Raw genomic sequence first — 25381 nt, forward strand, 5'->3', positions numbered from 1 at the left:
ACAAATCCTGATTACTGAGCGGCAAGCCCGCCGACATGGATGGACCCATCCGGCGCAACGACGCCGGACACGGTGGTTCTGGAAGAGAGATTCATGACGCGCAGGACATCGCCGATGCCAGCACGATTGAGCGCCCGCCCGTCTGCGGAGATCGAAAGTCCGCCATGGCTGTAACGCAGAACGACGATCTGATTGCGGTCGACGATGGCTGCGGGCCCGATGTCCGAGGCGGAAATCGGGCGCCCTGTGTAGAGCATTACCCTGGCCTCCAGTCCGACCGCCTCGTCGATCGAGTCGATGGCACCGGGCACATCGCCTGCGACCATGGTGAGATCGGAGGGCGCAAGGATGGTCTGTGCGCGAATGGTCCGTGCGGCGATGACCGTATCGGCAATGGCCGGTGTGGCGGCCAGCCAGAGGCAGGCGGTTATGAGAAGGCGTGCAATCATCTGATTTGCGTCGTCGCGGAAAGCATCTGGTCGGCGGCGGTGATGACCTTGGCATTCAACTCATAGCCACGCTGGGCTTCGATCAACTCGGTGACCTCTCGGACCGCATCGACGGAGCTGTCCTCCAGATAGCCCTGACGCAGCGTGCCCAATCCGTCGAGGCCGGGCGTTGTGACATTGGCCGGGCCCGAGGCCTCGGTTTCGAGAAACAGGTTCGAGCCGATGGCCTCCAACCCCTTGGCATTCGAAAACCCCGCGAGGGTGAATTGGCCGAGAAGTTCCGGTTCGATCTGATCGGAGAAATAGGCGTAAATTTCGCCATCTGCATTGATCGACAGCGACAGGGTATCGTCCGGAATGGTGATGTCGGGCACGACGGGATAACCGTCGGAGGTCACGATCTGACCATCTGCCGAGCGTTTCAGCCCGCCATCGCGGGTATAGGCCGATTGACCCGAGGGCAGAGTTACTTCGAGATAGCCCTTGCCCTCGATCGCGATGTCGAGATCGCCACCGGTGTGTGACAGGGACCCCTGCGCCAGTTCGAGTGTGACCGACGAGGGCCGAACGCCCAGCCCGAGTTGCACCCCGGTCGGCAGTACGGTGCCATCGGCGGAATTGATCGTGCCGGGCCGAGAGGCCTGTTGGTAATGCAGATCGGCGAATTCGGCCCGCCGGGCGTTGTAGCCGGTGGTGCTCATGTTCGCGAGGTTCTGCGAAATGGTTTCCACCCGCATCTGCTGGGCGCTCATGCCCGTGGCTGCGATTTTAAGGGCGCGCATGTCAGGCTCCTTTCCTAGCGACCGAGCGTCGAGATGACGGATTTGATCCGTTCATCTTCCTGCTGGGAGAATTGCTGGCCCATGGTGTAGGCGTTTTGCACCTCGATCATCCGGGCCACTTCGGTGATCGCGTTGACGTTCGAATTTTCCACGTAGCCCTGCAGAATGACTGCTTCTTCCTGCGGTACGATGGCGCCGTCGGTGTAGAACCGGACACCGTTGCTGCGGGTCAGGCTGGTAGGATCCTCCGGCATGTAGAGCCCGATCTGCGACAGCGGTTGCCCGTCGGCGGAGAGCGTTCCGTCGGAGGCAACGGCGATGGTCTTTGCATCCTGAGGAATGAAAATTGCCGCCCCGCCATTGTCCAGAAGCTGATACCCGTCATGGGTGGTCAACTCGCCATTCTGGTTTGTCGTAAAAGCGCCGTTGCGGGTCAGGGCCTGACCGTTTGGTGTGTCGATCAGAAAGAACCCGTTGCCTTCGATGGCAAAATCATAGGCGCCGCCGGTGGGTGTCAGGGGGCCCTGCGTCCCGTTGGTGATCCGCACATTGCCATCCGCCATGGAAAGGCTGTCCTCGCCCTTTTCCAGTTGCGAAATATACTCAGAGAACAGCATGCCTTCCTTACGGTAACCGGTGGTCGAGACGTTGGCGATGTTGTTCGCAATGGTCTGCAATTCGCGATTGAGACCGACCATGCGTGTGAGGGTGGTATAACCTGCACTGTCCATTACAAGCCTCCGATCAACGGGATGATACGGTCGGTGAAAAAGCTGGTCAGGGTTTCTGTCATGAAGCCCATCGACATCCAGAACACGATCAGAATCGCCACCAGTTTCGGCACGAAGGTCAGAGTCATTTCCTGAATGCTCGTGAGCGCCTGAAACAGGCCGACGGTGACGCCGGCAATCAGGGCGACGACCAGAATCGGTGTTGCAACCATCGTCGCGATCCAAAGCGCCTGTCTCAGCGTGTCGTAGAAAACCAGATCATCCATGGCTTACACCGGCATCCTGAGGATTTCCTGATAGGCTTCGACGACCTTGTCTCGCACGGTGACGGCGGTCTCGATGGCCAGTTCGCTTTGGGCAAGCGCCTGAACCAAAGCCTGGCTGTCGGCCTTTCCCGCCATGGCGGCCTGCGCAACCTCTTCGCCCTGGGCGAGGGTTTCGGCAAAGCTCGTGGCGGCTTTTCCGAGCGTGTTTTGCGTGGCTCCTGCCCCCTCGCTTGGTCTCGGTGCGGTGACGGGACGCGTGGCGGCGTAGCCCTGGGCGGCAAATGCGGATCGGATGTCCATTCTGGTCTCCTATCGGTGAGTCGGCTTTTACCGACGCAAAAGATCAAGCAGCGATGACGACATCTGCCGCGCCTGATCGAACATTTTGAGGTTCGCCTCATAGCTGCGCTGCGCTTCGCGTGCGTCCGCGATCTCGATCATCAGTTCGACGTTGGAGCCGTCGTAAAACCCGCTTTCGTCGGCAAGCGGATGGCCGGGATCGTAAATCTCCTTGAGCGGCGAGTTGTCGAGCCGGACGTCACCGGTGGTGACCGCACCGGTCTTTACGCCCTGGTCGACGATTTCTTCGAAAGAGACGGTCTTGCGGTGGTAACCGGGTGTGTCCGCGTTCGCGATGTTCTCGGAGACATGGCGCAGGCGGCTGGCCTGGACCTTCATCCCCGACGCGGAGAGGTTGAGGATATTTTGCAGATCAGGCATTCACATTTCTCCCCTATTTGCGCCCGATGGAGGCGCGCAGGATGTTCATCGAGCTTTTGTAAACGGCGAGCGCGGTCTCATGTTGTTGCCGCACCTGCACGGCTTTCATCATCTCGGTTTCGAGAGAGACGGTGTTGCCATTGGGCGAGCTTGCATCCGGTGCGTCCAGAACCGTGTAGCCCTGAGAAGTTTCCTGCGAGTTGAGGAAATGCGCAGCCCGCGTGGCACGCATGCCGGTGGCGAAATCGCCGCCCTCGTAGGTCTCGGCAAAGGATGCGATATCCTTTGCGCGATACGCGGGGGTATCGGCATTCGCGATGTTTTTCGCGATGACTTCCTGACGGGAAACGGCGTGATTGGCCAGTCCGCTCGCCATTTTGAAGATATCCAGGTTTTCGAACATCGGGGCTTCTCCTCCGAGTTATCTCAACCAAGGCTTAACCCTGATTCCTTTAGAAAGAGTTGTCGAAAGCGGAGGGTGTTCATGAACGGCGTCGGATTCGAATTGCTTCTGGCCGAGGTGGCTGCGGTGAAACCGGTCCAATCGGTAGGTCGCGTGATCGAGGTGTCGCGGGGGGTCCTCACCGTGTCGGGGCTGAGCGGTATTGCGGCCTTGGGAGATCTCGTGGAGGTCGGTCATGGCAATCGCATTCGCAGAGGAGAGGTGCTGCAACTGGATAAGAAAACGGTGACGGTTCTGCCGGATGGCGGACCGGACGGGTTGTCCATCGGCGACCCGGTGGCACATGTCGGCAAGAACCACATCGCTCCGGATGAAAGCTGGATCGGTCGGGTGATTGATCCCTTTGGACAAGCCCTTGATGGAAAACCCATTCTTCAGGGTCGCAAGCCGCGTCCCTTGCGTGGTGAGCCGCTCAATCCGACCGAGCGCCGGGCTTTGGGGAGCCGCCTTGAAACCGGGCTCGCGGTGTTCAACACCTTGTTGCCGATCGTGCGCGGTCAGCGGGTGGGGCTCTTTGCCGGTTCCGGTGTCGGAAAATCCACGCTTCTGGCAAAACTCGCCACGGGTCTGCAAGCCGATGTCGTGGTGATTGCCATGGTCGGCGAGCGAGGGCGCGAAGTCCGTGAGTTTATCGACCGGGTGCTTGGGCCCGCCGGGATGAAGCGTTCGGTTCTCGTTGCAGCCACCTCGGACCAGTCCCCGATGGTGAGGCGGCGCTGTGCCTGGACTGCCATGTCGGTGGCTGAATATTTCCGCGACAAGGGCAAACAGGTTCTCTTCCTTGCCGATTCCGTCACCCGCTTTGCCGAGGCGCATCGCGAAGTGGCACTTGCCACAGGCGAATCCAGTTCGCTTCGGGGGTTTCCCCCTTCGACATCGCATCTGATCACCACGCTTTGCGAGCGGGCGGGCCCGGGGATCGGAGACATGGGAGACATCACGGCGGTGTTTTCGGTTCTGGTGGCGGGTTCAGATATGGAAGAGCCGATTGCGGATATTCTGCGTGGTGTCCTTGACGGCCATATCGTTTTGGACCGCCAGATCGCAGAACGCGGTCGCTTCCCGGCGATTGACCTTCTGAGATCGGTGTCGCGGGCTTTGCCGCATGCCGCATCGGAGGGGGAAAACGCCTTGATCTCGCGGGCACGTCGCCTGCTTGGGGTTTTCGACCGTTCGGAGATGATGATTCAGGCGGGGCTTTATTCTGCAGGTACAGATCCCGTGATTGACGAGGCGATTGCAACCTGGCCGAAACTCGATCAATTTCTGGCGGAATCGGAACCCAATGGGACACGGGAAAGCTTCGAACGGCTCGAGGCCTGTTTCTCAGACCGGACCAAGGCGTGAGTCTCAGAAAGATCCTGTCAACAGGGCGAGTGCATTCGAAGCGGCCGATGTCCCGGTGGGGCCGGAATTCAGTTCGGAACGGATGAGAAACAGTTTGACGAGATCCTCGCGTTTTTTCGGGTCGGAGAATTGCGAGACTTCAGAAACGTGAAAATATTGTTCGGCCTTGTCGCGAAATATGGTCAGTTGTTGATCGAGGTCGAGGCTACTGACGGAACTGGGCAGGCCAAGGGCCGTTTCGAACACGGTTCGGAGCGCCTCGTTGCCCATGACGGAATACCAGCGCCCATTGTCCGTGGTGTCTTTGTCGACCAGACCCATCAGATCGTCCTCAAGATTGAGTGCGAGCCGCATGCCTTCATCCTGATCGCCGACGGCGATCTGGAATTGCTTTTCCTGATAGGCAGAGATGATTTCGTCAGGAAAATCGCTTAGCACGGTGTTGGGCGTATCGAAATTCCCGAACCCGAAGGCTTCGGCAAGTTTGAAATACCGCTTGTCGGTCAGCTTGTTGGCGATGGCCTTGTCATCGAGCGTGCCTTCGCTGAGAACCTTTTCGACAAAAAACTTGCTGTTGATGTCATCGTCGAGCCCAAATGCGCCCAAAGCAACCTTCAACAGCCTGTAATCCGAGACCAATTCTTCTGCATTCCTGACATTCGCGATGTTGTTCCGGAAATAGTCGGTGTCCCTCTGGATTTCGGCAGATTTGTTGAAGGCTTCCTGTTGAGTGGCCTGAGTTTTTTGAAGGACGACCCATCCAGCGTAACCGCTGAATGGGATGACAGGCTGATATGTCATTGATACTGCGCGGCCGACAGAAGCCGCTCCTCCCTCGGCAAAAGCGCCCGTAGCATCTTAAGGGCCTGATAGTACTGCCCGCTTTGAATCTCAGTTGTTGCCGTGTTGAGAATCTTGCGGCTGTCCGGGTCTGTGAGCACCTGGCTGAGTTGCTCGATGCCACGCATGAGTTGCAGGCTCGCCTCCTTCGGTTCGGCATCGCCGGAGAGAATGAGTTGCGCGATGTAGCAGACCCGCCGCACAGGTGTATTGACCTCTTCGGGGTGTATGGCATCGCGCAGCCGCAGGATGTTTGCGTTTGGTGTTACAATGGACAGGCGCGATCTCCGGTCGCCGTTCTCGATGACGGCACCGTTGATCAGGACCCGTTCCTTGGGGCCGAGTTTGAGAACAAGACCGCTCATTTACTGGCCCTCCCGCTGCAGGCCGCGCATGATCGCCGTGTTGATGTCGATCAGCGGTGTCTCATCGGCTTTTTTGGCCAGAATGTCGGATGTGTGTTTTGCCGTGAACTGCGCGAGATAGAAAATCTGCGCCCTCAGTTCTTTCGGTAGTTGATTGTCGCTCTCTGCTACATTTGTCGCGAGAAGGGTCCAGAGCCGACGATTGTCGTAGAGAGCCTTCACATAAGCGGAGTAGGACAGTTTCTTGTCCTGAGCCGTCTGACGAAGACGATGCGTAATTCTGGCAAAGGCTTCGTATTCGGTGCCGCGCGGCGTCCTGATCGGCGCGGCGGTATTGGAATAGGCCGTTCGGGCCATCTGAAGAGCGTTCACGTCTTATCCTTCCGGTGACAATGAATTTCAACGCGCGGTCTTTTACCGCGGAGAAACCGGGCGCCTGTCGGGCGCCCGGTCAAAGCTCTTAGCCGAAGAGCGACAGGATGGTCTGCGGCGCCTGGTTGGCAATCGAGAGCGATTGCACACCGAGCTGCTGCTGCACCTGAAGCGCTTGCAGTTTCGCGGAGGCCTCTTCCATGTCGGCGTCGACCATCGAGCCGATCCCGGAGGTCAGTGCATCGGTCAGGTTGGAGATGAACGTCGACTGGGTCTGGATCCGACCTTGGGCGGAGCCGAATTCCGACGCGGCATCGACCGCGTTGCTGATCAGGGTCTCGATATTTCCGAGCGCCGCATCCGCACCGTCATTGGTCGTCACGTCGATGTTGTCGAGGCCGAACAGCCCCCCCGAGGCTTCCCCCCCGGTTCCGACGGTCAATTTGAGCGTGGTGCTCGTACCGTCGCCGTTGTCGTCGTCGACAGCCAGTTTCCACTGACCCGTAGTTTCGTCTTTTTGAACGGCCGTGGTCACGCCTTCGGTAGCAGCAGAGTCGATCGCGGTTTTCAGGCCGCGGGCGACGTCTTCCATGTTCTCGTCCTTGCCAGCCACATAGGTGTAGGAGCTGGATCCGACGGTCACCTTGAAGCTGTCACCTTCGTTCACACCGGCAGAAGTGCTGAAATCAATGGTTGCGGCGCGCTGGTTCAGCGTCGCGGCATTGGCATCGGTGATGTCGACGCCGTTGATTTCTTCCACTTCGAAGTTCGTGGACGTGGTGGAATCGGCGGTAAGCGCGACATCTGAGAAGGCGTTGGTGTTCAACACGCTCAGCTTGCCGGAGGTGCTGGCATCGACGGAGATGCCCTCGATCCCGAGTGCGTTGATCTGGGAGGCCAGAGCATCGCGCACGCTGTCGGCGTCGTCACCCGAAGCGGTGGTGTAGCTGACCTCATGACCGCCGATGGTCATGGAGTAGGTGTCGCCATCGCTGCCATAGGTGATGCCCATGATGGCTTCGGTCCCGCCGGCATCCGTGGTGAAATCGGAGTTGGTGGTGCCGTTCACGGTGCCATAAGCGGCCGATGCAGCGTCGGACAGTGCCGTACCGAAGGTGCCGGCAGAGGTCGAGAGATCCTGGCGTTTCACGGTGATGTCGGACGCGGTCACGGTGCCGTTGGATGCACGATCGAGCGAGGACAGGATGTTGACGTCTTCGGTTCCTTCTACGAGGGACAGGCCGTTGAACTGTGCGGCGCCGATCACCGATTTCACCTGGCCGACCAGAGCGTCGATATCCGTTTGAATTTTATCGCGGTCGACGTTCTCTTCCTGAGCCGAGACGACCTTCTCTTTGATCTGGGTCAGCAGGTCGGTCACGGTTTCGGCGGCTTCGGAGGCCACGGCCAGGGTCGATTCGCCGAGCGCAAGGCTGTCGGAGATCGCGTTGAAGCCGGCGACGTCGGATTCCATCACTTTCGAAATCGCCCAGACGGAGGAGTTGTCCTTTGCGGAGGCCACGTCTTTGCCCGTCGAGATCATGCTCTGGGTTTTGGACAGGTCGGAGTTGATGGAGTTCAGGGTCTGCAGCGCGACCATCGCGCCATTGTTGGTCAGAATGCTGGACATAGCATAATTTCCTTTGATCTTGGGACGCGTTTTGCGCCACACGAGTTTCGAGATCCGCCCCCACGGGCGGTTTCAGGATCGTCATTCTGACTGATTACGGATGACCGCTTCCGGTCGACCGTGCCACCCCCTCGGGATGCACTCTGATCTTTGGAGCTTAAAGGCTAAAAGTTTCCTAAGCTGGCTCCGATTGATGCTTTTAATTTGAGGCAAAAATTGGACAAAGCCTCAGGCTTTTCTCTTCATGGTTAACGACTTGCGTTCGATCTCGGTCGCTTTCCCCGCCGGGCCGTAGGCTGTGAACCCCCGGGACTGATGGCGCAGGGACAGGATGCGTTCGCGCGCCGTGCGCAGGCCTTTGGCGGAGGCCATCAGGAGGCGCTTGTTGTGCTCGCTGCGCTTTTTCAGATCCTGGAGCACCACGACGGGCGTTTTCGATTTCGCGACGAGGGACAGAAGCGATTCCTTCGATTTCGAAAGCGTCTCAAGGGTGGCGAAGTCACCTTTAAGAATCGCGGCCTTTTCCTTGTCGAGCAGATCGGCAAGCGCGCTTGCCGGGCGGAATGCATCAAGAAATGCCATCGGATGTGTCCCTCAATGCGTTGAAAATCTGTTCGGCGAGACTGATTCCCCCGGCCTCGACCATTTTTTCTGCCTGTGCCTGAACCAGAAAGGACGAGAATTGATCCTCCCCCGATCCTCCTCCGAAGGCGTCCGGTGTCTTCCCGAAGCCTGCGCTCTTGAGCATTTCCGCCAGAAACGTCGCCTCAAGCTGTTGCGACACGTCACGCAGCTTTTCCTCCTGCGACGCCTGCGGAAGGGGTGGGTGGGCTGAGGATGGGACAGCGGAGACGGCCATGAGGGATCACTCCAATTCGAAGCATTTTTCGACTCGTAACCGCAATCTGGTAAAGAACCGGTAACTCTCTGCGCAGATAGTGGCATCACGGCGAAAGAAATCCCGGATGCAAGAAATGCAGTTTCAGACCTTTGACTTTGTTAAAGCCGCGGCCAGCCCAGAGGCCGGGCGATCCGAAAAAGCCAATGCTTTCGGAAAAACCAGTACCTTCGGAAAGGTCTCAGGTGAGACGTCACCGGATACCGGTGACAAAGGCATGGCTTTGGACAAGCTGCCTTCGAAGACGGCTGCACGCAACGCAACGCAAGGCGATACATTCGCGAGCTATCTTCGTGGACAATCGGGACCGACCCGGGGTCTGCCGGGCGATGGGGTTCCGGCCAAAGACCTGAAAGTCCTGGATGTGGGCAAGGCTGAAACCGAAGGGGACTCCGCACCTCACATATCCGTTTCGGGAGATGTCGCCGATCAGGGGAATGCCGTCATGCACCCAGGTGAAGGCGCACTGGACACAGCGTCCGTTGTGGCGCCCGGTGTCGGAGCCTCACGGAACGGATTTGCCATTCAGACGGCCATTCAGCAGATTCTCGTCGCAAATGGCGATCCTGAAGCAAAGGCGCTACTCACCGGTGATGGCACAGCCGATATGTCTCCGACCGATGCCGATGCATCCCAAGGGGAGACACCCGAAGACGTCTCACCTGAGACCTTTCAAATTTCGCCGGACGCATTCTTGAACATGGGCGTCCCTTCCGAAACCACGCCGCTCAAGGGACAGGCGAAAGAGGATGCAGGGCACACGACAGAGTTTTCCATTGAGGCGGATGATGTGCCCGGCGGAGTGAGCCTTGGCCATTCCGAGACGAACGCGGATCAAAAGATCCTCTCCCCCGACGAACGCCTGACAGCGATGACGCGTGACCTGGGGGCGGGGGATCGGAGCGGCTTTTCCGATGCTGTGAGGGAAGCCGAAAATTCATTGACCGCCGAACAATCTGCGACGGATGCGAAGGAGATTGTAAAGGATAATCTGAAGGACGATCAAAGGGTTGTCCTGTTGCAGGAGCAAGTCACGACCATGATGGGCGTGGCGACGCACATGCATGCATCTCAGTTGCAGGAGGCAGAAGATGACACCGCATCGGTGGCGCGTCTCGATCTTCCATCGAAGATGCAAGACGTCGGTGTCTCACGCCTCTTTGCGGTCGCTCCGAGCGGGAGGTCGAACGGCGCGGATGCGACATCGCCGATGGCTGAGGCGGTCGATCTGACATCGCGGAAAGCCAGGGTTGACATGTCACAGCCTGATGTGTCGGCCTCCGCCGCTTCCGTAAAATCCTTCGTAAATTCTTCGGACGCTACTGCCCTGTCGCTTGGTCAGTTCCCGGCGGTGTCCGATGGTCTGCCCGCTGAAACGCGGCCTGATGGGCGGGCGAATCCCCTTGCTCCGGGAGGGCATAGCGACCTGAGCCCACAGCAACAGGCCTCGGGCCTCCTTGCGAATACGACCGTCACCTCTGTTTCCAGCGAAAGGAAACAGGCTCCGCAAACGCCAGCCACAGAGATGTCGGGCGCGGCCTCTCTGGGGGACAGGGAAGACATTATCGCACCGAAGGTGCATCGTGAAACGGCCGACGCGTTGGCGACTTCCACCGCCCGGCCGCAGCAAAGCTCCGCAGCGCCGGGAATCTCCTTGATCTCCGCAGAGGCCCTGATGTCTTCCGGCCCGGATCGTGATCAAGGGCTTTCGGTCGAGGAACTGGGTCCGATGCCCCATATGTCCTCGGAAGCGGACGCCATGCGGGAGCAGAGTTCCGCGACAAGTGCCATGAACCGGGTCGAATTGCCGACTCGTCTGGCGTCGCAGATTGCCGATGTCGCCCGGCAATTGCCGGATCGTCCGGTCGAAATCACGTTGTCTCCGGAGGAACTCGGCAAGGTGAGGCTGTCTTTTCATCTCTCCGAGAACGGCGCGATGCAGGTGGTGATTGCCGCCGAACGGGCCGACACGCTTGATCTGATGCGGCGCAATGTCGAAAGCCTGATCACCGAATTCCGCGATCTCGGCTATGCCGACAGCGGGTTCACCTTTCAGAATTTCGATCAGGGGGCACAACAAGGCGGTTCTGATGTTTTTGCTCCTCCGGCCGGTTCCTCCACCACATCCGACATGACCGATCCCATGCCGTCCGCTCCCCCCGTGCGCCTGTCGCTTGGGAATGAGTCGGGCATGGATCTCAGGCTTTGACAGGAGCGCAAGATGGTAAACACGATCACCGCCGCGACGACGGGCACGACCGGAGCAAGCAGTTCGAGTTCCAGCAGCGAGGCCGGGTCTGCGCTGAGTTCGGATTTCGACACGTTTCTCAAGATGCTTACGGTCCAGATGCAGAATCAGGATCCGCTCAACCCGATCGAATCGAGCGATTACGCGGTGCAGCTCGCCACCTTCTCGCAGGTCGAGCAATCCGTCATCACAAACGATCTGCTGGAAGGTCTTTCGGCGCAGCTCGGTCTCATGGGCTTTTCGGAATTGTCCGGCTGGGTCGGCATGGACGCCCGGAGTGAGGCCGCGGCCTATTTCGATGGCGCTTCGCCGGTCACGCTGACGGGCGAATTTGCGACCGCGGCGGATACCGGCGTCTTGATCGTGCGCGATGCCGATGGGGCGGTGGTCCAAAAGCTCACCATGGTCCCGACAGACCATGCCTTCGAGTGGTCCGGGCACGATGGAAATGGCGACGCATTCGAGGCCGGACTCTACTCTTTCGAGATCGAGAATTACCACAACGGTGATTATCTCTCCACCACAACGGTCGAGGGGTATTCCCGCATCGTGGAGGCCCGCTCCGACGATGGCGATGTCGTTCTGGTTCTGGCCGGTGGCAATGAAATCGGTTCCGACGATGTAACCGCCTTGCGCGATCCGTCGTGATCCGCTTGAGAGCGTGACGCTCCCTCGCTAGACTCGGACGGTCCACAACCCCGGAGCGCCCGTAATGTCCTGTGCCGCAGATCTTCCCCCGAAGGGGCTTCGGGATCTCGTGGCGCAACGCGTCACTGCGCCGGTGTGCTGGGTGCGCTTGCCCGGAGGTCGGACAAACCGCAGTTGGCGGGTACGTGGGGCCACCTGTGACTGGGTGGTCAAACTGTTCGACGCCAGCCGCTCCAACCGCCTGTTCCCGAACGATCCGCAGGCGGAACGTCAGGCGTTGATCGCTTTGGCGGGGCAGGGGCTTGGGCCGGACTTCGTGGCGGAGTTCGAGTTGCAGGGGGAAGTCGGTCTGATCTACGACTATGTCGAGGGTGCGCTTTCCGGCAAGACGGATCATCGCACGATCCGCGCGTTGGGCCGTTTGCATCACCTGACGCCTCCCCCGGGGCTGCGCCAGATCGACGTGTGTCCCGTGGTGCTTCTCGAGCAAGGTCGTTCTTTTCTGCGGGGGCTCGATACCCTTCTGGTGCGTCATCTGATCGCAACGGAACCTGCCCCTTCTCCCGTTCCGGGCGGCAGAGAGGTGTTCCTCCATGGCGACCCTGTGCCTGCCAATGTCCTGATCCACGACGGTCGGCTCCGGTTCATCGACTGGCAATGCCCGGCCCGCGGCGATGCGACAGCGGATCTGGCCATCGCTCTGTCCCCGGCCATGCATCATGTCTATGGACGGGGTATTTTTGCGAAAGCGGAACAGGAGACCGCGCTTGCTGCCTATCCTGAGGCCGACACCATTGCACGTTACCGTCAACTCGCCCCCTTTTACCGCTGGCGCATGGCGGCCTATTGCGCGTGGAAGGTGGCGCGGGGCGAGGCGATCTATGAGGTGGCCGCAGAAGCCGAGCTTAACCCAGAACGAGCATGACCGCGGCGCCGATCCCGGCGGAGACGATACCGCCGACGATCAGCCAGAGAACCTGCCAGCGGTTGCTCTGGGCAACGGGGGCGACAGATTCCTTGCTTTGAGCGATCAAAAGTGCCTCTGCCAGTTGCGGCAGGCGAGGTCCGAAGCGCGACAGTACCCTGGCCGTGTGCCAAAGATCGCGGGCCAGGGCCTTGGGGCCAATGTTGGCCTTGATGTACTCTTCGACCACCGGCTTGGAGACTTCCCAGATGTTGATATGCGGATCGAGAGAGCGCGAGACGCCTTCAACCACCACCATGGTGCGCTGCAACAGGATCAGTTCGGTCCGTGTCTGCATCCCGAAGCGTTCGGTCACCTCGAACAGGTAGGACAACAGCCGTGCCATGGAGATGCGCGTCGCGTCCATGCCGAAGATCGGATCGCCGACGGCCCGCAGCGCACGGGCGAATTCATCCATGTCGCGATCAGCGGGAACATAGCCCGCCTCGAAATGCACCTCGGCGACACGTTTGTAGTCTTGTTTGATGAATCCGTACAAAATCTCGGCATAAACACGTCGTGTATACTCGTCGAGCATCCCCATGATGCCGAAATCCAGCGCAATGATGTCGCCGTTCGGCGCGATCTTGAGATTGCCGTGATGCATGTCGGCATGAAAGAATCCGTCACGCAAAGCATGGGTCAGGAACATTTGCAGGACGCGGGGACCGAGAACCGTCACATCGTGACCGGCGGCGATGATCTCGTCGATGTCGGAGGCGGCGATGCCCTCGACCCATTCCAGCGTCATGACCCGTTTCGAGGACAGGGCCCAGTCGATGGCCGGGACGTTGAAGCCTTCATCGCCCGCCGTATTCGCGGCATATTCGGAGGCTGAGGCGCTTTCCAGGCGCAGGTCCAGCTCACCATGAACGACGCCTTCGAAATGTGCGATGACATCGGTCGGACGGAGGCGGCGCGAAGCGGGAGAGAGGTTCTCGATCAGGGAGGCGAGGAAATAAAAGGCGTCAATATCGGTGCGAAACGCCTTCTCGATGCCGGGACGCAACACCTTGACGGCAACCGCCTGACCGGTGTCGGCGCGCACGGCCTTGTGGACCTGCGCGATGGAAGCGGCCGCGACCGGTTCGGAGAATTCGGAAAACAGCTCGGAGATCGGCGCCTGAAGTTCGGCCTCCACCGTCTTGATCGCCGCATCGCGCGGGAAGGGCGGCATCCGGTCCTGAAGCACCTGCAACTGCTTGGCGAGATCGGCACCGACCACATCGGGGCGGGTCGAGAGAATCTGTCCGAATTTGATATAGGCTGGCCCCAAGGCGGTAATCGCGCGCGTCAGCGGCGGCAGGTTCGGATCGCCCTTATAGCCGAGCCAGCGGAAGGGCCAGACGACGGTGCGGGCCAGTATGCGAAAGGCGCGGGGGGCGTCGAGCGCGTCCATCGCCTGGGTCATCGCACCGGTACGCTCCATGGTTGCACCGGTGCGGATAAGCCGCCAGAGATTGTGAGGTCCGCGCATCAGATTTTCCACCCGGAATGCAATGCCGCGATGCCCATAGTCAAATTACGATACTTTACATTGGAAAAACCAGCGGTTTTAATCATCTGCGCAAATGTATCCTGATCCGGGAATTTGCGGATGCTTTCTACCAGATATTGATAGCTGTCCCGATCCCCGGCGATCATCTGCCCCATGCGGGGGATGACGTTGAAGGAATAGAGATCGTAAGCCTTCTGCATCATCGGGTTCGGCAGTTGCGAGAATTCAAGCACCATGAGACGTCCGCCGGGTTTCAGAACACGGTAGGCCTCGGAGAGCGCATCTGGGATGCGGGTCACGTTCCGGATGCCGAAGGAGATCGTGTAAACGTCGAACTGATTGTCCTCGAACGGCAGTTTCATTGCGTCGCCCGTGACCCATTGCAGGCTCTCGGCCATCTGTTCGGCCTCGGCGCGTTTGCGACCTTCCACCAGCATCGACTCGGTCATGTCCAGAACGACGGAGGTCGCCCCCGGCGCGCGTTTCAGGAAGCGAAACGAAATGTCGCCCGTGCCACCGGCCACATCGAGAAGGTGCTGATCCGGGCGCGGCGCCAGCCAATCCATCATCGCGTCTTTCCAGACCCGGTGAATGCCCATCGACATCACATCGTTCATGATGTCGTATTTCGACGCGACGGAGGTGAACACCCCATGCACCATCCCGGCTTTCTGATCCTCGGCCACATCCTTGAAACCGAAATGGGTGGTTTTGCCGTTCTCGCTCATCGCTCTTGAACCTTTCTCGAAACTCACCCTTCTTATAGGGCTCACATCGGGCGTGACAATCGCATGTCGCAAAGCAAAGGGGCCAAAATGCCGGAATTGCCAGAGGTCGAGACGGTTCGTCGCGGGCTGGAACCCTCAATGGCGGGGGTGCGGATCACACAGGCCGATGTGAACCGGCCCGATCTGCGCTGGCCCTTCCCGGAGCGGATGGCGGAGCGGCTCATGGGTGCGAGGGTTGAGCGGCTGCGCAGGCGGTCGAAATACATCTTGGCCGATCTGGATACGTCGGAAACCCTGCTCATTCACCTCGGCATGTCCGGGCGGATGACGGTTTCGGGCGATCCGCTTGGGCAATTCGTGCATGACCATCCGGCAAAGGAAAAGCATGACCATGTGGTGTTTCATATGGAAAACGGCGCGCGCGTGACCTTCAACGATCCGCGGCGTTTCGGGGCGATGGACCTGATGGCCACGGGGACGGAGGAGACGCATCCTCTTCTTGCCAAACTCGGGCCGGAGCCTTTGGGCAATGCGTTCAGCGAGGAGCACCTGATTGCCGCGCTCAAAGGCAAGAACACCCCGATCAAATCAGCGCTTTTAGATCAGCATATCGTCGCGGGGCTGGGCAATATCTATGTCTGCGAAGTGCTGTTCCGCGCGGGCATCCATCCGGGGCGCAAGGCGTCAAAGATTTCCGAAGCGCGCATTGCCTCACTCGTCCCGATCATCAGGGAGGTGCTTTTGGAGGCCATCGAGGCCGGGGGATCGTCGCTCAAGGACTTCCGACAGGCCGATGGAGAGCTGGGATATTTCCAGCATAATTTCCGTGTTTACGGACGCGAAGGTGAACCCTGTGTGACGCCGGAGTGTGCGGCGCGTATAAAGAGGATCACCCAATCCGGGCGTTCCAGCTTCTTTTGCCCGACCTGTCAAAGATGACTTGATCCGTTCGGGTCAGATGTTAGGACTGCCCGGAAGGACCAGAAACCGGAGGGCGCAATGGCCTATAAAACGCTTCTTATCGAGATCAAGGATAGTGTCGAACTGATCCGTCTGAACCGACCTGAGGCGCTCAATGCGCTCAATTCCGAATTGCTCTGCGAACTGGCCGATGCGCTGGGCAAGGCCGATCTCGATCCGAAAGTGCGTGCCATCGTCATCACCGGCTCGGAAAAGGCTTTTGCGGCAGGCGCCGACATCAAGGAGATGTCGGAAAAGAGCTATGCCGATATGGCTTCCGAACGTCTCTTCGCCGAAGATGCCGACCGGATCGTGGCAACGCGCAAGCCGGTGATTGCCGCTGTGGCGGGTTATGCGCTGGGGGGGGGCTGCGAGTTGGCGATGATGTGCGATTTCATCCTTGCGGCTGATAACGCGAAATTCGGCCAGCCGGAGATCAATCTTGGCATCATTCCGGGCATCGGCGGCACGCAGCGTCTGACGCGCTTCGTGGGCAAGTCGAAAGCGATGGAGATGATCCTGACCGGACGCTTCATGGAGGCCGAAGAGGCGGAGCGCTCCGGTCTCGTTTCCCGCGTCGTGCCTGCCAAGAAACTGGTCGAGGAAGCACTCGCTGTGGCGGACAAGATCGCTGAGAAAGGCGCGATCTCCGTGGCGGCCGCGAAGGAGGCGGTGAACCGTTCTTATGAAATGACCCTCGCCGAAGGTGTGCGGTTCGAACGCACCAGCTTCCAGGGTCTTTTTGCCACGGAAGACCAGAAAGAGGGTATGGCTGCCTTCATGGAAAAGCGCGCGCCGCAGTTCCGGGACAAGTAAGTCGACAGGTTTCGGTGAAATCGGGCTTTCCTTTTCGGCGATTCTCGACTAAAGGGACGCCTTACATGCGCGTGGAGCCCGCTTTAGGCTATGATTGACCGCCCTTCTCAAAGGGATTCGGGGTTCGTTTGCGCAATCGATATTGTAACACGACCTCGAAGAGGAAAATCCCATGGCGAATTCGCCCCAGTCCAAAAAACGCGCCCGTCAGGCCGTCCGTCGCACCGACGTCAACAAGGCCCGTCGTTCCCGTATCCGCACCTACCTGCGCAAAGTCGAGGAAGCCATCGCTTCCGGCGATCAGGCCGCTGCCAAAGCCGCTCTGCAGGCTGCTCAGCCGGAGCTGATGCGTGGCGTCACCAAAGGCGTGGTTCACAAGAACACCGCGTCCCGCAAAATGTCCCGCCTCTCTTCGCGCGTCAAAGCGCTCGGCTGATATTTGCGAAGAATTGATGTGAAAACGCGCCCTTTGGGCGCGTTTTTTGCGTTTTGGCGAGGCCATCCGGGAGGCGGTTGCGATGCGGCTCCGCAGCGAATCTTTCGCGGCGGCGGCGCCTAGCAAGACTCACCTCAGAGTGACAATCGCCTCGCTCAAATCTTTCTCGAAGAGACGCAATCTGAGGCATATGCGCCACGGCTTTCTCAGCGCTTATTGAGCTTTTTGGATTCGGTTTCGGTAAAGACAGAGTCAAGCGCGAAGTTCGATTGCGACTCCGTCGAAGGGGTTGCTAGCTTGCCCATGCGATTCACGTCGTCTTGGGGGGACATTCAGGATCGTGTCGCGGAAGAGCGATAGGTGTTTGCCGGAGAGAAGAACATTCTTTCCGACAGGTCTCCTTTGCCAACGCGCATGGTTTTGAAACCATTTTCGGATAGGGGTATCCGGGAAACGGTTGTCCGAAGAGTCTGTGCCTTTGCACGGGGCTTTCCGGTCTGTCCATATAACCCGTGTCGCCGCCAATGTGCCTGTCTCCGTGGGGTGTGAGGTTCCCACAGGTTGAAGGGTGCGTGAGGCGTTCGGCACATCACCATTCTGGCCGGGTCGGCCGCAACCGCGACTTTGTGAGGGTGTCGCGGGGTCGACCGTATTTCGGCCTGCGTGGCGACAAGACGACCCGAGGCGCAAGAGCCGTGGGCGTTGCGGGCAACCGCAATTCCCCATGCCGGATCAAAACCGGCATAGATAAAAACGATAATGGGTCGAAAAGAGAAAATGAAAAACGATACGTGGGGACGTGTTAAGGAACAACTTCTTGAGTCTGTGGGGCGCAGCAATTACGCGAACTGGATCGAGCCGCTGGAACTGAGGAAAGTCGACAACGGGGTTGCCGTATTTTCCGTGCCGACGAGTTTCATGGCAAACTGGGTGTCCCGCAATTTCGCCGATACCATCCTGACCCATCTCAAGGCGGCGAACGCGCCTGCGTCCCGCGTCGAGTTCAAGGTTGAGCCGCATCAGAGCCAGACTGTCACGCCTGTCGACACCGCGCCCGTTGCGCATGAGCCGACTCCGGTGACGGTTCAGGAGACGCCTGCCGCCGATCTGCCCGGCGCGCCGCTCGATCCGCGTTTTACCTTCGACAATTTCGTCGTCGGCAAGCCGAACGAACTGGCCCATGCCGCCGCGCGCCGTGTGGCCGAGGGAGGTCCGGTGACCTTCAATCCGCTGTTTCTCTATGGCGGTGTCGGCCTCGGGAAGACCCACCTGATGCACGCCATCGCCCATGAGATCCGGGTGCGCGATCCGAAGTTGCGTGTGCTTTATCTCTCTGCCGAACAGTTCATGTACCGCTTCGTTCAGGCGCTGCGCGATCGTCAGATGATCGACTTCAAACAGATCTTCCGGTCTGTCGATGTGCTCATGGTCGATGACGTGCAATTCATTGCCGGCAAGGACAGCACGCAGGAAGAGTTTTTCCATACGTTCAACGCCCTCGTGGATCAGAACAAGCAGATCATCATCTCCGCCGACCGCGCGCCGGGCGAGATTCAGGGCCTTGAGGACCGGATCAAATCGCGTCTGCAATGCGGTCTCGTCGTCGATCTGCACCCGACCGATTACGAATTGCGTCTCGGTATTTTGCAGACCAAGGCCGAAGGCTATCGTGCGCAATATCCCGATCTGAAATTCGCTGACGGGGTGCTGGAATTCCTCGCGCATCGCATCTCGACCAACGTGCGGGTGCTCGAAGGGGCCCTGATGCGTCTCTTCGCCTTCGCCTCGCTCGTGGGGCGCGAAATCACGCTGGACCTGACGCAGGAATGTCTGTCCGACATCCTCAAGGCCTCCGAGCGCAAGGTTACGGTCGAGGAGATTCAGCGCAAGGTCTCCGAACATTACGCCATTCGTCTCTCCGATATGATCGGACCGAAACGGGTGCGATCCATCGCCCGCCCGCGTCAGGTCGCCATGTATCTGGCGAAACACATGACCACGCGGTCCCTGCCGGAGATCGGGCGTCGTTTCGGCGGTCGGGACCACACCACCGTCATGCACGGGGTGCGCCGGATCGAGGAGCTCAAGGCCACCGACAGCCAGATCGCCGACGATCTGGAAATGCTGCGCCGCACGCTTGAGGCGTGAGGCCCAACCTGAGTCAAATGCGCTGCACCGCCGTGACAATCGTCTCCGGCGGTGTCTGCGTCTCTTGACCTTCCGAACCGGACGCAACACAGTCTGGGCAAACAAACTATTGCACCCGGCGATGGATCGTTTACCTTCATCGCCCCGGGCTTTGAAACACGCGAGGGTGGTATGAAAATCAGCATCGAACGCGGCACGCTTCTGAAAGCGGTCGGTCAGGCGCAATCCGTGGTCGAGCGCCGCAACACGATCCCGATCCTCGCCAATGTTCTGATCGAGGCCGAGGGCGACACCGTGTCCTTCCGCGCCACCGATCTCGACATCGAGGTGGTGGACAAATGCGCCGCCATGGTCGAACGCGCAGGCGCCACCACGGTCTCCGCCGTGACGCTGCACGAGATCGTGCGCAAGCTGCCGGACGGCGCGATGGTTCAGCTCACCGACGACAGCACGACGGGTCGTTTGACGGTTGAGGCCGGGCGGTCGAACTTCTCGCTCGCGACGCTTCCGAAAGAGGACTTCCCTGTGATGGCCTCCGCTGAATACGACAGCAATTTCGCCGTCCCCGCGCCGGTGCTCCGCCGTCTCTTCGACAAGTCGAAATTCGCCATTTCGACCGAGGAAACCCGCTATTACCTGAACGGTGTCTACATGCATGTCGCCGACAGCGAGAACGGCCGTGCGCTGCGCTGTGTCGCGACCGACGGTCACCGTCTCGCCCGCATCGACGCGACCCTGCCGCCCGAGGCCGCCGATATGCCCGGCGTGATCGTGCCGCGCAAAACCGTGGGTGAGCTGCGCAAGCTTCTCGACGATGACGACATGACGATCGCTGTCTCCGTGTCCGAGGCGAAAGTGCGCTTTGCGACCCCCGAGATCACCCTCACCTCGAAAGTCATCGACGGCACTTTCCCGGACTACTCCCGCGTGATCCCGGTCGGCAACACTCGCAAGCTCGAAGTGGACGCCGCCGAATTCGCCAAGGCGGTGGACCGTGTGGCCACCGTGTCTTCCGAACGCTCGCGTGCGGTGAAGCTGACGCTGGAAGACGACAAGCTGACGCTTTCCGTCAACGCGCCGGACAGCGGTGCCGCCGAGGAAGAGCTGGCGGTTGCATACAATGACGAACGTCTGGAAATCGGGTTCAACGCCAAATACCTGTTGGAGATTGCCTCGCAGGTGGATCGCGAAAACGCCGTCTTCCTGTTCAATTCCTCGGGCGATCCGACCCTGATGCGCGAAGGCAATGACACCTCCGCCGTCTACGTCGTCATGCCGATGCGCGTGTGAGTATTTTTCCAGCAAAGGAAACGAGTGAGGCGCGATGGGCGGCCTGTTCATAGAAGAGCTGAGCCTGTCGCATTTCCGCTCCCACAAGGCCGCGCGTCTCGAACTGGACGGGCGGCCTGTCGCCATTTGGGGGCCGAATGGCGCGGGCAAGACGAATATTCTCGAAGCGGTGTCTTTGTTGTCTCCGGGGCGGGGGCTGCGGCGCGCCAGTCCCGATGAGATCGCGCGCAAACCCGAAGGTTTCGGTTGGAAGATCCGTGCCGATCTGCACTCCCTGCATCAGTTTCATGAAGTCGAAACCTGGGCCGAACCGGGCAATTCGCGCAATGTGAAGATCGACGGTAAGGCGGCGGCGCAGGTGGCGCTTGGGCGGATCGCGCGGGTCGTCTGGCTCATTCCGGCGATGGACCGGCTTTGGATCGAAGGGGCCGAAGGGCGGCGGCGGTTTCTGGATCGCATGGTGATGTCCTTTGAGCCGCGTCATGCCGAGGCGGTTTTGGCCTATGAAAAGGCGATGCGGGAGCGCAACCGCCTGCTCAAGGATATGGTGCGGGATGCCCATTGGTATGGCGCGCTCGAGGCACAGATGGCCGAACATGGTGCGGCGATCATGGCGCATCGGATTGCGACGCTGACGCGATTGGCGGAGGCACAGGAGGGTGGGGAAACCGCGTTTCCCGCCGCAGAGCTAAGCCTGAAAGCCTCCGACGATATGGACTTGCCGGCGGAACAGGAGGCGCTTCTCTCGGCATTTCGAGAGGGTCGCCCGCGCGATCTGGCAGCAGGTCGCACGTTGATCGGTCCACACCGCGCCGACTTGGGGGCGATTTACACGGCCAAAGGTGTACCAGCAGATCAGTGCTCGACCGGAGAGCAAAAGGCGCTTCTGATCTCGCTCATCCTTGCAAATGGCCGCGCATTGGCGGAAGACTTCGGAGCTGCGCCGATCTTTTTGCTGGACGAGGTCGCGGCCCATCTCGATGCCTCCCGGCGCGCGGCGCTTTATGACGAGATTTGCGCCTTGGGGGCACAGGCCTTTATGACCGGGACGGGCCCCGAATTGTTCGCCGAACTCGGCACGCGCGCGATGCAGATCGAAGTGCGGGAAGACGCGGGTCTTTCCCTGATTGACGAAAGGATACCCGGATGACGCCGCAACGTGTGACGCTGATCACTCTTGGTGTGGACGATATGGCGCGCGCCCGTGCCTTTTATGCGGCTCTGGGCTGGGAGATGCATCCGCGCTCACAAGATGAGATGACCGTCTATCAGGCGAACGGGTTTGCGCTTGGCCTTTTCGGGCGGGAAGCTCTGGCCGAGGATCAGGCCCGCCCTGGTGTGCCGCTTGGCACAGGGGCGATGACACTGGCTCAGAATTTTCCGTCGGAAGCGGAGGTTGACGACGCTTTCGCGCGGGCCGAGGCGGCGGGCGCAACCGTATTGAAACGCCCTGAAAAGGTGTTCTGGGGCGGATATTCCGGCTATTATGCCGACCCTGACGGGCATGTCTGGGAACTGGCTTACAATCCCTTTTGGCCGCTTGAGGCGAACGGGAATCTGACGCTGCCTGATCCTGAGAAAGACCCCGAATGACCATCACCCCCGGCGATCTCGGGCTTTATGCCTTTGCGCTTTTGATCCTCTTCCTGACCCCCGGTCCCGTCTGGCTCGCCATGCTCGCGCGCTCGCTTTCGGGCGGGTTCCATGCCGCTTGGCCCCTCGCACTTGGCGTGGTGATTGGCGATTTCCTCTGGTCGCTTCTGGCCATTCTGGGCGTGAGTTGGATCATCTCCGAATTCGCGAGTTTTCTCATCGTCATGCGTTGGATCGCTGTGGTGATGTTCATCGGGATGGGGGCTTTGCTGATCCGCCACGCCGACAAGCAAATCGCCGCTGACAGCCGTCTGACGCGCCCCGGCATGTGGGCCGGGTTCGTTGCGGGGCTGATCTGTATCCTCGGCAACCCGAAAGCGATCCTGTTCTACATGGGCTTTCTGCCAGGGTTCTTCGATCTCTCGGTTCTGACGGTTCCCGACATCGCCGCGATCTGTACGATTTCCGCTGTGATCCCGCTGGTCGGCAACCTGATCCTCGGCGCGTCCGTCGGTGCGGTGCGCAAGATCATGACCTCGCCCAGGGCGCTCAGACGGATGAACATTTCCGCGGGTAGTCTGCTGATTTTCGTGGGCCTGATCCTGCCCTTCGTCTGATTGCGGAAACCTGCCTTTTCCCGGTCTTTTTCCGTGTCAATTGCGTGACATCCCGGGTGTGCTCGCGTATAAAATAAGCAGGAAATAACAAGGATTTTCGAATGTCCGACGACACGCAGCAGCCTTCCGAGTACGGCGCAGATTCCATCAAGGTTCTCAAAGGCTTGGAGGCCGTCCGCAAACGTCCCGGGATGTATATCGGGGACACGGACGACGGTTCCGGCCTGCATCACATGGTCTATGAGGTCGTGGACAACGGCATCGACGAGGCGCTGGCCGGTCACGCCGACTTCGTTTCGGTGAAAATCCACAAGGACAGCTCGGTTTCCGTGCGCGACAACGGCCGGGGCATTCCGACCGATCTGCACCAGGAAGAGGGCGTCTCTGCTGCCGAGGTCATCATGACCCAGCTTCATGCGGGCGGTAAATTCGACAGCAATTCCTACAAGGTCTCCGGCGGTCTTCATGGCGTGGGCGTGTCGGTTGTGAACGCGCTGTCCGAATGGCTGGAACTCAAAATCTGGCGCAAGGGCAAGGTGCATCAGGCGCGGTTTGTCAAAGGCGAAACCTCCGAGCATCTCAAGGTGATCGGCGAGGCGGGAGACGAGACCGGCACCGAGGTGCGCTTCCTCGCCTCCGCCAAAACGAACGACCCGGAAGGCACGTTTTCCAACCTCGAATACTCGTTCGAGACGTTGGAAAAGCGTCTGCGTGAGCTGGCGTTCCTGAACTCCGGGGTGCGGATCATCCTCGAAGACGAACGTCCCGCCGAGCCGCTCAGAACCGAGCTGCATTACGACGGCGGTGTGAAGGAATTCGTCAAATATCTCGACCGGCACAAGACGGCGATGATCCCGGAGCCGATCTTTGTCACCGGCGAGCGCGACGACATCGGCGTCGAGGTCGCGATGTGGTGGAACGACAGCTACCACGAAAACGTCCTGCCCTTCACCAACAACATTCCGCAGCGCGATGGCGGCACGCACCTTGCGGGCTTTCGGGGTGCGCTGACCCGGACGCTGACGAAATACGCGCAGGAAAGCGGCATCGCGAAGAAGGAAAAGATCAACTTTACCGGCGATGACGCGCGCGAAGGTCTGACCTGTGTGCTCTCCGTGAAAGTGCCTGATCCGAAATTCTCCTCGCAAACCAAGGATAAGCTTGTGTCTTCCGAGGTGCGGCCCGCGGTCGAAAACCTTGTCGGCGAAAAGCTCACCGAATGGTTCGACGAGAACCCGGCAGAGGCCAAGATGATCGTCGGCAAGATCATCGAAGCGGCGATGGCTCGCGAGGCTGCGCGCAAGGCCCGCGAGTTGACCCGCCGCAAATCGGCGCTGGATGTGAATTTCCTCTCCGGCAAGCTCAAGGATTGTTCGGAAAAAGACCCGAGCCTGACCGAAGTTTTCCTCGTCGAGGGGGATTCCGCCGGTGGCTCTGCCCAGACGGGCCGGGATCGTCGGACGCAGGCGATCCTGCCGCTCCGGGGGAAAATCCTCAACGTCGAGCGGGCGCGGTTTGATCGGATGCTGTCGTCTCAGGAGATCGGCAACCTCGTGATGGCGCTCGGCACCGGCATCGGCCGCGATGAGTTCAATCTCGACAAGCTGCGCTACCACAAGATCGTCATCATGACCGATGCCGACGTCGACGGTGCGCACATCCGGACGCTTCTGCTCACCTTCTTCTTCCGCCAGATGCCGGAACTGATCGAGGCCGGGCACCTCTTCATCGCCCAGCCGCCGCTTTACAAAGTCTCTCGTGGCAAGTCCGAAGTGTATCTGAAAGATCAGGCGGCACTTGAGGATCACCTGATCCATCAGGGCGTTGAAGGCGCGGTTCTGCGGCTCAAAAATGGCGAAGAAATTGCCGGCACCGATCTTGAGCGGGTCGTCGAAGGGGCGCGCAGCTTCAAGCGCGTGCTGGAGATTTTCCCGACGCATTATCCGCGTCACATTCTCGAACAGGCGGCGCTGGCCGGCGCGTTCGAACCGGGGCGGGTCGATGCCGATCTGGCGGGCACGGCGGAGACGGTTGCGAAACGTCTCGACATGATTGCGCTGGAATACGAGCGTGGCTGGACCGGACGTCCGACGCAGGATGTCGGCATTCGTCTCACCCGCGTGCTGCGCGGTGTCGAGGAGGTGCGCACCCTCGATGGCGCGATCCTGCGCGGTGCCGAAGCGCGCCGCATCCATCAGGAAGTCGCCGCCACCGAAGGCCATTACAAAGACCCGTCGAAACTCGTGCGCAAGGATCGCGAAACCCTGATCCACGGGCCAATCGACCTTCTGGACGCCATTCTGGAAGAGGGTGAAAAGGGACTGTCGCTGCAACGCTACAAAGGTCTCGGCGAGATGAACCCGGATCAGCTCTGGGAAACCACGCTGGACCCGGAAGCCCGCACGCTGTTGCAGGTGAAGATCGAAGACTTCCAGGAAGCCGACGACATTTTCACCAAGCTGATGGGCGATGTCGTGGAACCGCGCCGCGAGTTCATTCAGGACAACGCGCTCAATGTCGCGAACCTCGACGCGTGATGGTTTACGGGAGAGGTTCAGGCCTCTCCCGTCAT

The 25381-nt window shown here is 59.8% G+C and carries 28 protein-coding genes; 13 read left to right on the forward strand and 15 right to left on the reverse strand.

Annotated elements, in window-relative coordinates; genetic code table 11:
• Positions 1–11 precede the first annotated feature (11 nt).
• From flgA to CEW89_RS13240, 7 genes are read right to left on the reverse strand one after another with little or no spacing between them, the layout of a single operon-like run.
• Positions 12–449 (reverse strand): flagellar basal body P-ring formation chaperone FlgA, encoded by a 438-nt coding sequence (flgA, locus tag CEW89_RS13210; protein ID WP_096806198.1) that lies wholly within the window; start codon positions 447–449, stop codon positions 12–14.
• On the reverse strand, positions 446–1231 hold the full coding sequence (gene flgG / locus CEW89_RS13215) for a flagellar basal-body rod protein FlgG (RefSeq protein ID WP_096806199.1): 786 nt from the start codon (positions 1229–1231) through the stop codon (positions 446–448). The genes flgA and flgG overlap by 4 nt, the downstream gene beginning before the upstream one ends.
• A 14-nt stretch (positions 1232–1245) precedes the next feature.
• Positions 1246–1962 (reverse strand): flagellar hook-basal body complex protein, encoded by a 717-nt coding sequence (locus tag CEW89_RS13220; protein ID WP_096806200.1) that lies wholly within the window; start codon positions 1960–1962, stop codon positions 1246–1248.
• Positions 1962–2228, reverse strand: a complete 267-nt coding sequence (locus CEW89_RS13225; protein ID WP_096806201.1) for a flagellar biosynthetic protein FliQ — start codon at positions 2226–2228, stop codon at positions 1962–1964. The genes CEW89_RS13220 and CEW89_RS13225 overlap by 1 nt, the downstream gene beginning before the upstream one ends.
• Before the next feature lie 3 nt (positions 2229–2231).
• Positions 2232–2528 carry a flagellar hook-basal body complex protein FliE gene (gene fliE, locus CEW89_RS13230; RefSeq protein ID WP_096806202.1) on the reverse strand — a complete coding sequence of 99 codons (297 nt, stop codon included), beginning with the start codon at positions 2526–2528 and terminating at the stop codon, positions 2232–2234.
• Between the two features lie 27 nt (positions 2529–2555).
• Positions 2556–2948, reverse strand: coding sequence for a flagellar basal body rod protein FlgC (flgC, locus tag CEW89_RS13235; RefSeq protein WP_096806203.1), 393 nt, complete (start codon positions 2946–2948; stop codon positions 2556–2558).
• Positions 2949–2961: 13 nt separating this feature from the next.
• Positions 2962–3351 carry a FlgB family protein gene (locus tag CEW89_RS13240; RefSeq protein ID WP_096806204.1) on the reverse strand — a complete coding sequence of 130 codons (390 nt, stop codon included), beginning with the start codon at positions 3349–3351 and terminating at the stop codon, positions 2962–2964.
• Positions 3352–3432: 81 nt separating this feature from the next.
• On the opposite strand from CEW89_RS13240, the gene CEW89_RS13245 reads away from it, so the two are divergent.
• Positions 3433–4758 (forward strand): FliI/YscN family ATPase, encoded by a 1326-nt coding sequence (locus CEW89_RS13245; protein WP_096806205.1) that lies wholly within the window; start codon positions 3433–3435, stop codon positions 4756–4758.
• 3 nt (positions 4759–4761) lie between these two features.
• Here the strand turns inward: CEW89_RS13245 and CEW89_RS13250 are convergent, their stop codons facing one another.
• From CEW89_RS13250 to CEW89_RS13275, 6 genes are all read right to left on the reverse strand, one after another.
• Complete coding sequence (locus tag CEW89_RS13250; RefSeq protein WP_096806206.1) at positions 4762–5559, reverse strand: DUF1217 domain-containing protein; 798 nt, start codon at positions 5557–5559, stop codon at positions 4762–4764.
• Positions 5556–5963, reverse strand: a complete 408-nt coding sequence (gene flbT / locus CEW89_RS13255) for a flagellar biosynthesis repressor FlbT (protein ID WP_096806207.1) — start codon at positions 5961–5963, stop codon at positions 5556–5558. Before flbT ends, CEW89_RS13250 begins: the two co-directional genes overlap by 4 nt.
• Positions 5964–6335 carry a flagellar biosynthesis regulator FlaF gene (flaF, locus tag CEW89_RS13260; protein WP_244906059.1) on the reverse strand — a complete coding sequence of 124 codons (372 nt, stop codon included), beginning with the start codon at positions 6333–6335 and terminating at the stop codon, positions 5964–5966.
• Between the two features lie 88 nt (positions 6336–6423).
• Positions 6424–7965 (reverse strand): flagellin, encoded by a 1542-nt coding sequence (locus CEW89_RS13265; protein ID WP_096806208.1) that lies wholly within the window; start codon positions 7963–7965, stop codon positions 6424–6426.
• Positions 7966–8193: 228 nt separating this feature from the next.
• Complete coding sequence (locus CEW89_RS13270; RefSeq protein ID WP_066703046.1) at positions 8194–8547, reverse strand: hypothetical protein; 354 nt, start codon at positions 8545–8547, stop codon at positions 8194–8196.
• Positions 8534–8824 (reverse strand): rod-binding protein, encoded by a 291-nt coding sequence (locus CEW89_RS13275; RefSeq protein ID WP_096806209.1) that lies wholly within the window; start codon positions 8822–8824, stop codon positions 8534–8536. Before CEW89_RS13275 ends, CEW89_RS13270 begins: the two co-directional genes overlap by 14 nt.
• A 106-nt stretch (positions 8825–8930) precedes the next feature.
• Between CEW89_RS13275 and CEW89_RS13280 the strand changes: the two genes are divergently transcribed.
• The 3 genes from CEW89_RS13280 to CEW89_RS13290 all read left to right on the forward strand — a co-directional run bounded on the left by CEW89_RS13280 (position 8931) and on the right by CEW89_RS13290 (position 12684).
• Positions 8931–11072 (forward strand): flagellar hook-length control protein FliK, encoded by a 2142-nt coding sequence (locus CEW89_RS13280; RefSeq protein ID WP_096806210.1) that lies wholly within the window; start codon positions 8931–8933, stop codon positions 11070–11072.
• A 12-nt stretch (positions 11073–11084) separates the two neighbouring features.
• The gene (locus tag CEW89_RS13285) at positions 11085–11759 is read left to right on the forward strand and encodes a flagellar hook capping FlgD N-terminal domain-containing protein (protein ID WP_096806211.1); all 675 of its coding nucleotides are present in this window, start codon (positions 11085–11087) and stop codon (positions 11757–11759) included.
• Positions 11760–11823: 64 nt separating this feature from the next.
• Complete coding sequence (locus tag CEW89_RS13290; protein ID WP_096806212.1) at positions 11824–12684, forward strand: phosphotransferase; 861 nt, start codon at positions 11824–11826, stop codon at positions 12682–12684.
• On the opposite strand, the gene ubiB is transcribed toward CEW89_RS13290, so the two are convergent.
• Together ubiB and ubiE are read right to left on the reverse strand one after the other, a co-directional pair.
• Positions 12665–14200: a 2-polyprenylphenol 6-hydroxylase gene (gene ubiB / locus CEW89_RS13295; RefSeq protein ID WP_096806213.1), complete on the reverse strand. Its 1536-nt coding sequence runs from the start codon at positions 14198–14200 to the stop codon at positions 12665–12667. The two genes, CEW89_RS13290 and ubiB, sit on opposite strands and share 20 nt — an antisense overlap.
• Entirely contained in the window at positions 14200–14949 is a 750-nt protein-coding gene (ubiE, locus tag CEW89_RS13300; RefSeq protein WP_066703064.1) for a bifunctional demethylmenaquinone methyltransferase/2-methoxy-6-polyprenyl-1,4-benzoquinol methylase UbiE, read from the reverse strand. Before ubiE ends, ubiB begins: the two co-directional genes overlap by 1 nt.
• Before the next feature lie 87 nt (positions 14950–15036).
• Here ubiE and mutM point away from each other — a divergent pair, with 87 nt between their 5' ends.
• The 9 genes from mutM to gyrB all read left to right on the forward strand — a co-directional run bounded on the left by mutM (position 15037) and on the right by gyrB (position 25346).
• The gene (mutM, locus tag CEW89_RS13305) at positions 15037–15888 is read left to right on the forward strand and encodes a bifunctional DNA-formamidopyrimidine glycosylase/DNA-(apurinic or apyrimidinic site) lyase (protein WP_066703187.1); all 852 of its coding nucleotides are present in this window, start codon (positions 15037–15039) and stop codon (positions 15886–15888) included.
• Between the two features lie 60 nt (positions 15889–15948).
• Positions 15949–16725 carry an enoyl-CoA hydratase gene (locus CEW89_RS13310; protein ID WP_096806214.1) on the forward strand — a complete coding sequence of 259 codons (777 nt, stop codon included), beginning with the start codon at positions 15949–15951 and terminating at the stop codon, positions 16723–16725.
• A 172-nt stretch (positions 16726–16897) separates the two neighbouring features.
• A complete protein-coding gene (rpsT, locus tag CEW89_RS13315; protein WP_066703068.1) occupies positions 16898–17161 on the forward strand; it encodes a 30S ribosomal protein S20 in 264 nt (87 codons plus the stop codon).
• Between the two features lie 777 nt (positions 17162–17938).
• The gene (gene dnaA / locus CEW89_RS13320) at positions 17939–19309 is read left to right on the forward strand and encodes a chromosomal replication initiator protein DnaA (RefSeq protein ID WP_066703071.1); all 1371 of its coding nucleotides are present in this window, start codon (positions 17939–17941) and stop codon (positions 19307–19309) included.
• Between the two features lie 171 nt (positions 19310–19480).
• Entirely contained in the window at positions 19481–20599 is a 1119-nt protein-coding gene (gene dnaN, locus CEW89_RS13325; protein WP_066703074.1) for a DNA polymerase III subunit beta, read from the forward strand.
• 34 nt (positions 20600–20633) lie between these two features.
• Positions 20634–21749 (forward strand): DNA replication/repair protein RecF, encoded by a 1116-nt coding sequence (recF, locus tag CEW89_RS13330; protein WP_096806215.1) that lies wholly within the window; start codon positions 20634–20636, stop codon positions 21747–21749.
• Positions 21746–22192: a VOC family protein gene (locus CEW89_RS13335; RefSeq protein ID WP_066703078.1), complete on the forward strand. Its 447-nt coding sequence runs from the start codon at positions 21746–21748 to the stop codon at positions 22190–22192. Before recF ends, CEW89_RS13335 begins: the two co-directional genes overlap by 4 nt.
• The gene (locus tag CEW89_RS13340; protein WP_066703081.1) at positions 22189–22809 is read left to right on the forward strand and encodes a LysE family translocator; all 621 of its coding nucleotides are present in this window, start codon (positions 22189–22191) and stop codon (positions 22807–22809) included. Before CEW89_RS13335 ends, CEW89_RS13340 begins: the two co-directional genes overlap by 4 nt.
• Before the next feature lie 101 nt (positions 22810–22910).
• Positions 22911–25346, forward strand: coding sequence for a DNA topoisomerase (ATP-hydrolyzing) subunit B (gene gyrB, locus CEW89_RS13345; RefSeq protein WP_096806216.1), 2436 nt, complete (start codon positions 22911–22913; stop codon positions 25344–25346).
• Positions 25347–25381: the final 35 nt, after the last annotated feature.

Origin of the sequence: Celeribacter ethanolicus, from assembly GCF_002407265.1 — a bacterium.
Classification (GTDB): Bacteria; Pseudomonadota; Alphaproteobacteria; order Rhodobacterales; family Rhodobacteraceae; genus Celeribacter; species Celeribacter ethanolicus.

What these genes read in the sequence shown, in the direction of transcription:
- mutM (WP_066703187.1), top strand. Translation starts at nt 15,037, where the DNA reads ATGCCGGAATTGCCAGAGGTCGAGACGGTTCGTCGCGGGCTGGAACCC.
- rpsT (WP_066703068.1), top strand. Translation starts at nt 16,898, where the DNA reads ATGGCGAATTCGCCCCAGTCCAAAAAACGCGCCCGTCAGGCCGTCCGT.
- CEW89_RS13285 (WP_096806211.1), top strand. Translation starts at nt 11,085, where the DNA reads ATGGTAAACACGATCACCGCCGCGACGACGGGCACGACCGGAGCAAGC.
- flbT (WP_096806207.1), bottom strand. Translation starts at nt 5,963, where the DNA reads ATGAGCGGTCTTGTTCTCAAACTCGGCCCCAAGGAACGGGTCCTGATC.
- CEW89_RS13340 (WP_066703081.1), top strand. Translation starts at nt 22,189, where the DNA reads ATGACCATCACCCCCGGCGATCTCGGGCTTTATGCCTTTGCGCTTTTG.
- CEW89_RS13280 (WP_096806210.1), top strand. Translation starts at nt 8,931, where the DNA reads ATGCAAGAAATGCAGTTTCAGACCTTTGACTTTGTTAAAGCCGCGGCC.
- dnaA (WP_066703071.1), top strand. Translation starts at nt 17,939, where the DNA reads ATGAAAAACGATACGTGGGGACGTGTTAAGGAACAACTTCTTGAGTCT.
- flgC (WP_096806203.1), bottom strand. Translation starts at nt 2,948, where the DNA reads ATGCCTGATCTGCAAAATATCCTCAACCTCTCCGCGTCGGGGATGAAG.
- CEW89_RS13275 (WP_096806209.1), bottom strand. Translation starts at nt 8,824, where the DNA reads ATGGCCGTCTCCGCTGTCCCATCCTCAGCCCACCCACCCCTTCCGCAG.
- CEW89_RS13290 (WP_096806212.1), top strand. Translation starts at nt 11,824, where the DNA reads ATGTCCTGTGCCGCAGATCTTCCCCCGAAGGGGCTTCGGGATCTCGTG.
- fliE (WP_096806202.1), bottom strand. Translation starts at nt 2,528, where the DNA reads ATGGACATCCGATCCGCATTTGCCGCCCAGGGCTACGCCGCCACGCGT.
- flgG (WP_096806199.1), bottom strand. Translation starts at nt 1,231, where the DNA reads ATGCGCGCCCTTAAAATCGCAGCCACGGGCATGAGCGCCCAGCAGATG.
- CEW89_RS13245 (WP_096806205.1), top strand. Translation starts at nt 3,433, where the DNA reads ATGAACGGCGTCGGATTCGAATTGCTTCTGGCCGAGGTGGCTGCGGTG.
- ubiE (WP_066703064.1), bottom strand. Translation starts at nt 14,949, where the DNA reads ATGAGCGAGAACGGCAAAACCACCCATTTCGGTTTCAAGGATGTGGCC.
- flgA (WP_096806198.1), bottom strand. Translation starts at nt 449, where the DNA reads ATGATTGCACGCCTTCTCATAACCGCCTGCCTCTGGCTGGCCGCCACA.
- ubiB (WP_096806213.1), bottom strand. Translation starts at nt 14,200, where the DNA reads ATGCGCGGACCTCACAATCTCTGGCGGCTTATCCGCACCGGTGCAACC.
- CEW89_RS13240 (WP_096806204.1), bottom strand. Translation starts at nt 3,351, where the DNA reads ATGTTCGAAAACCTGGATATCTTCAAAATGGCGAGCGGACTGGCCAAT.
- CEW89_RS13225 (WP_096806201.1), bottom strand. Translation starts at nt 2,228, where the DNA reads ATGGATGATCTGGTTTTCTACGACACGCTGAGACAGGCGCTTTGGATC.
- CEW89_RS13220 (WP_096806200.1), bottom strand. Translation starts at nt 1,962, where the DNA reads ATGGACAGTGCAGGTTATACCACCCTCACACGCATGGTCGGTCTCAAT.
- CEW89_RS13270 (WP_066703046.1), bottom strand. Translation starts at nt 8,547, where the DNA reads ATGGCATTTCTTGATGCATTCCGCCCGGCAAGCGCGCTTGCCGATCTG.
- CEW89_RS13310 (WP_096806214.1), top strand. Translation starts at nt 15,949, where the DNA reads ATGGCCTATAAAACGCTTCTTATCGAGATCAAGGATAGTGTCGAACTG.
- CEW89_RS13335 (WP_066703078.1), top strand. Translation starts at nt 21,746, where the DNA reads ATGACGCCGCAACGTGTGACGCTGATCACTCTTGGTGTGGACGATATG.
- recF (WP_096806215.1), top strand. Translation starts at nt 20,634, where the DNA reads ATGGGCGGCCTGTTCATAGAAGAGCTGAGCCTGTCGCATTTCCGCTCC.
- dnaN (WP_066703074.1), top strand. Translation starts at nt 19,481, where the DNA reads ATGAAAATCAGCATCGAACGCGGCACGCTTCTGAAAGCGGTCGGTCAG.
- CEW89_RS13250 (WP_096806206.1), bottom strand. Translation starts at nt 5,559, where the DNA reads ATGACATATCAGCCTGTCATCCCATTCAGCGGTTACGCTGGATGGGTC.
- gyrB (WP_096806216.1), top strand. Translation starts at nt 22,911, where the DNA reads ATGTCCGACGACACGCAGCAGCCTTCCGAGTACGGCGCAGATTCCATC.
- CEW89_RS13265 (WP_096806208.1), bottom strand. Translation starts at nt 7,965, where the DNA reads ATGTCCAGCATTCTGACCAACAATGGCGCGATGGTCGCGCTGCAGACC.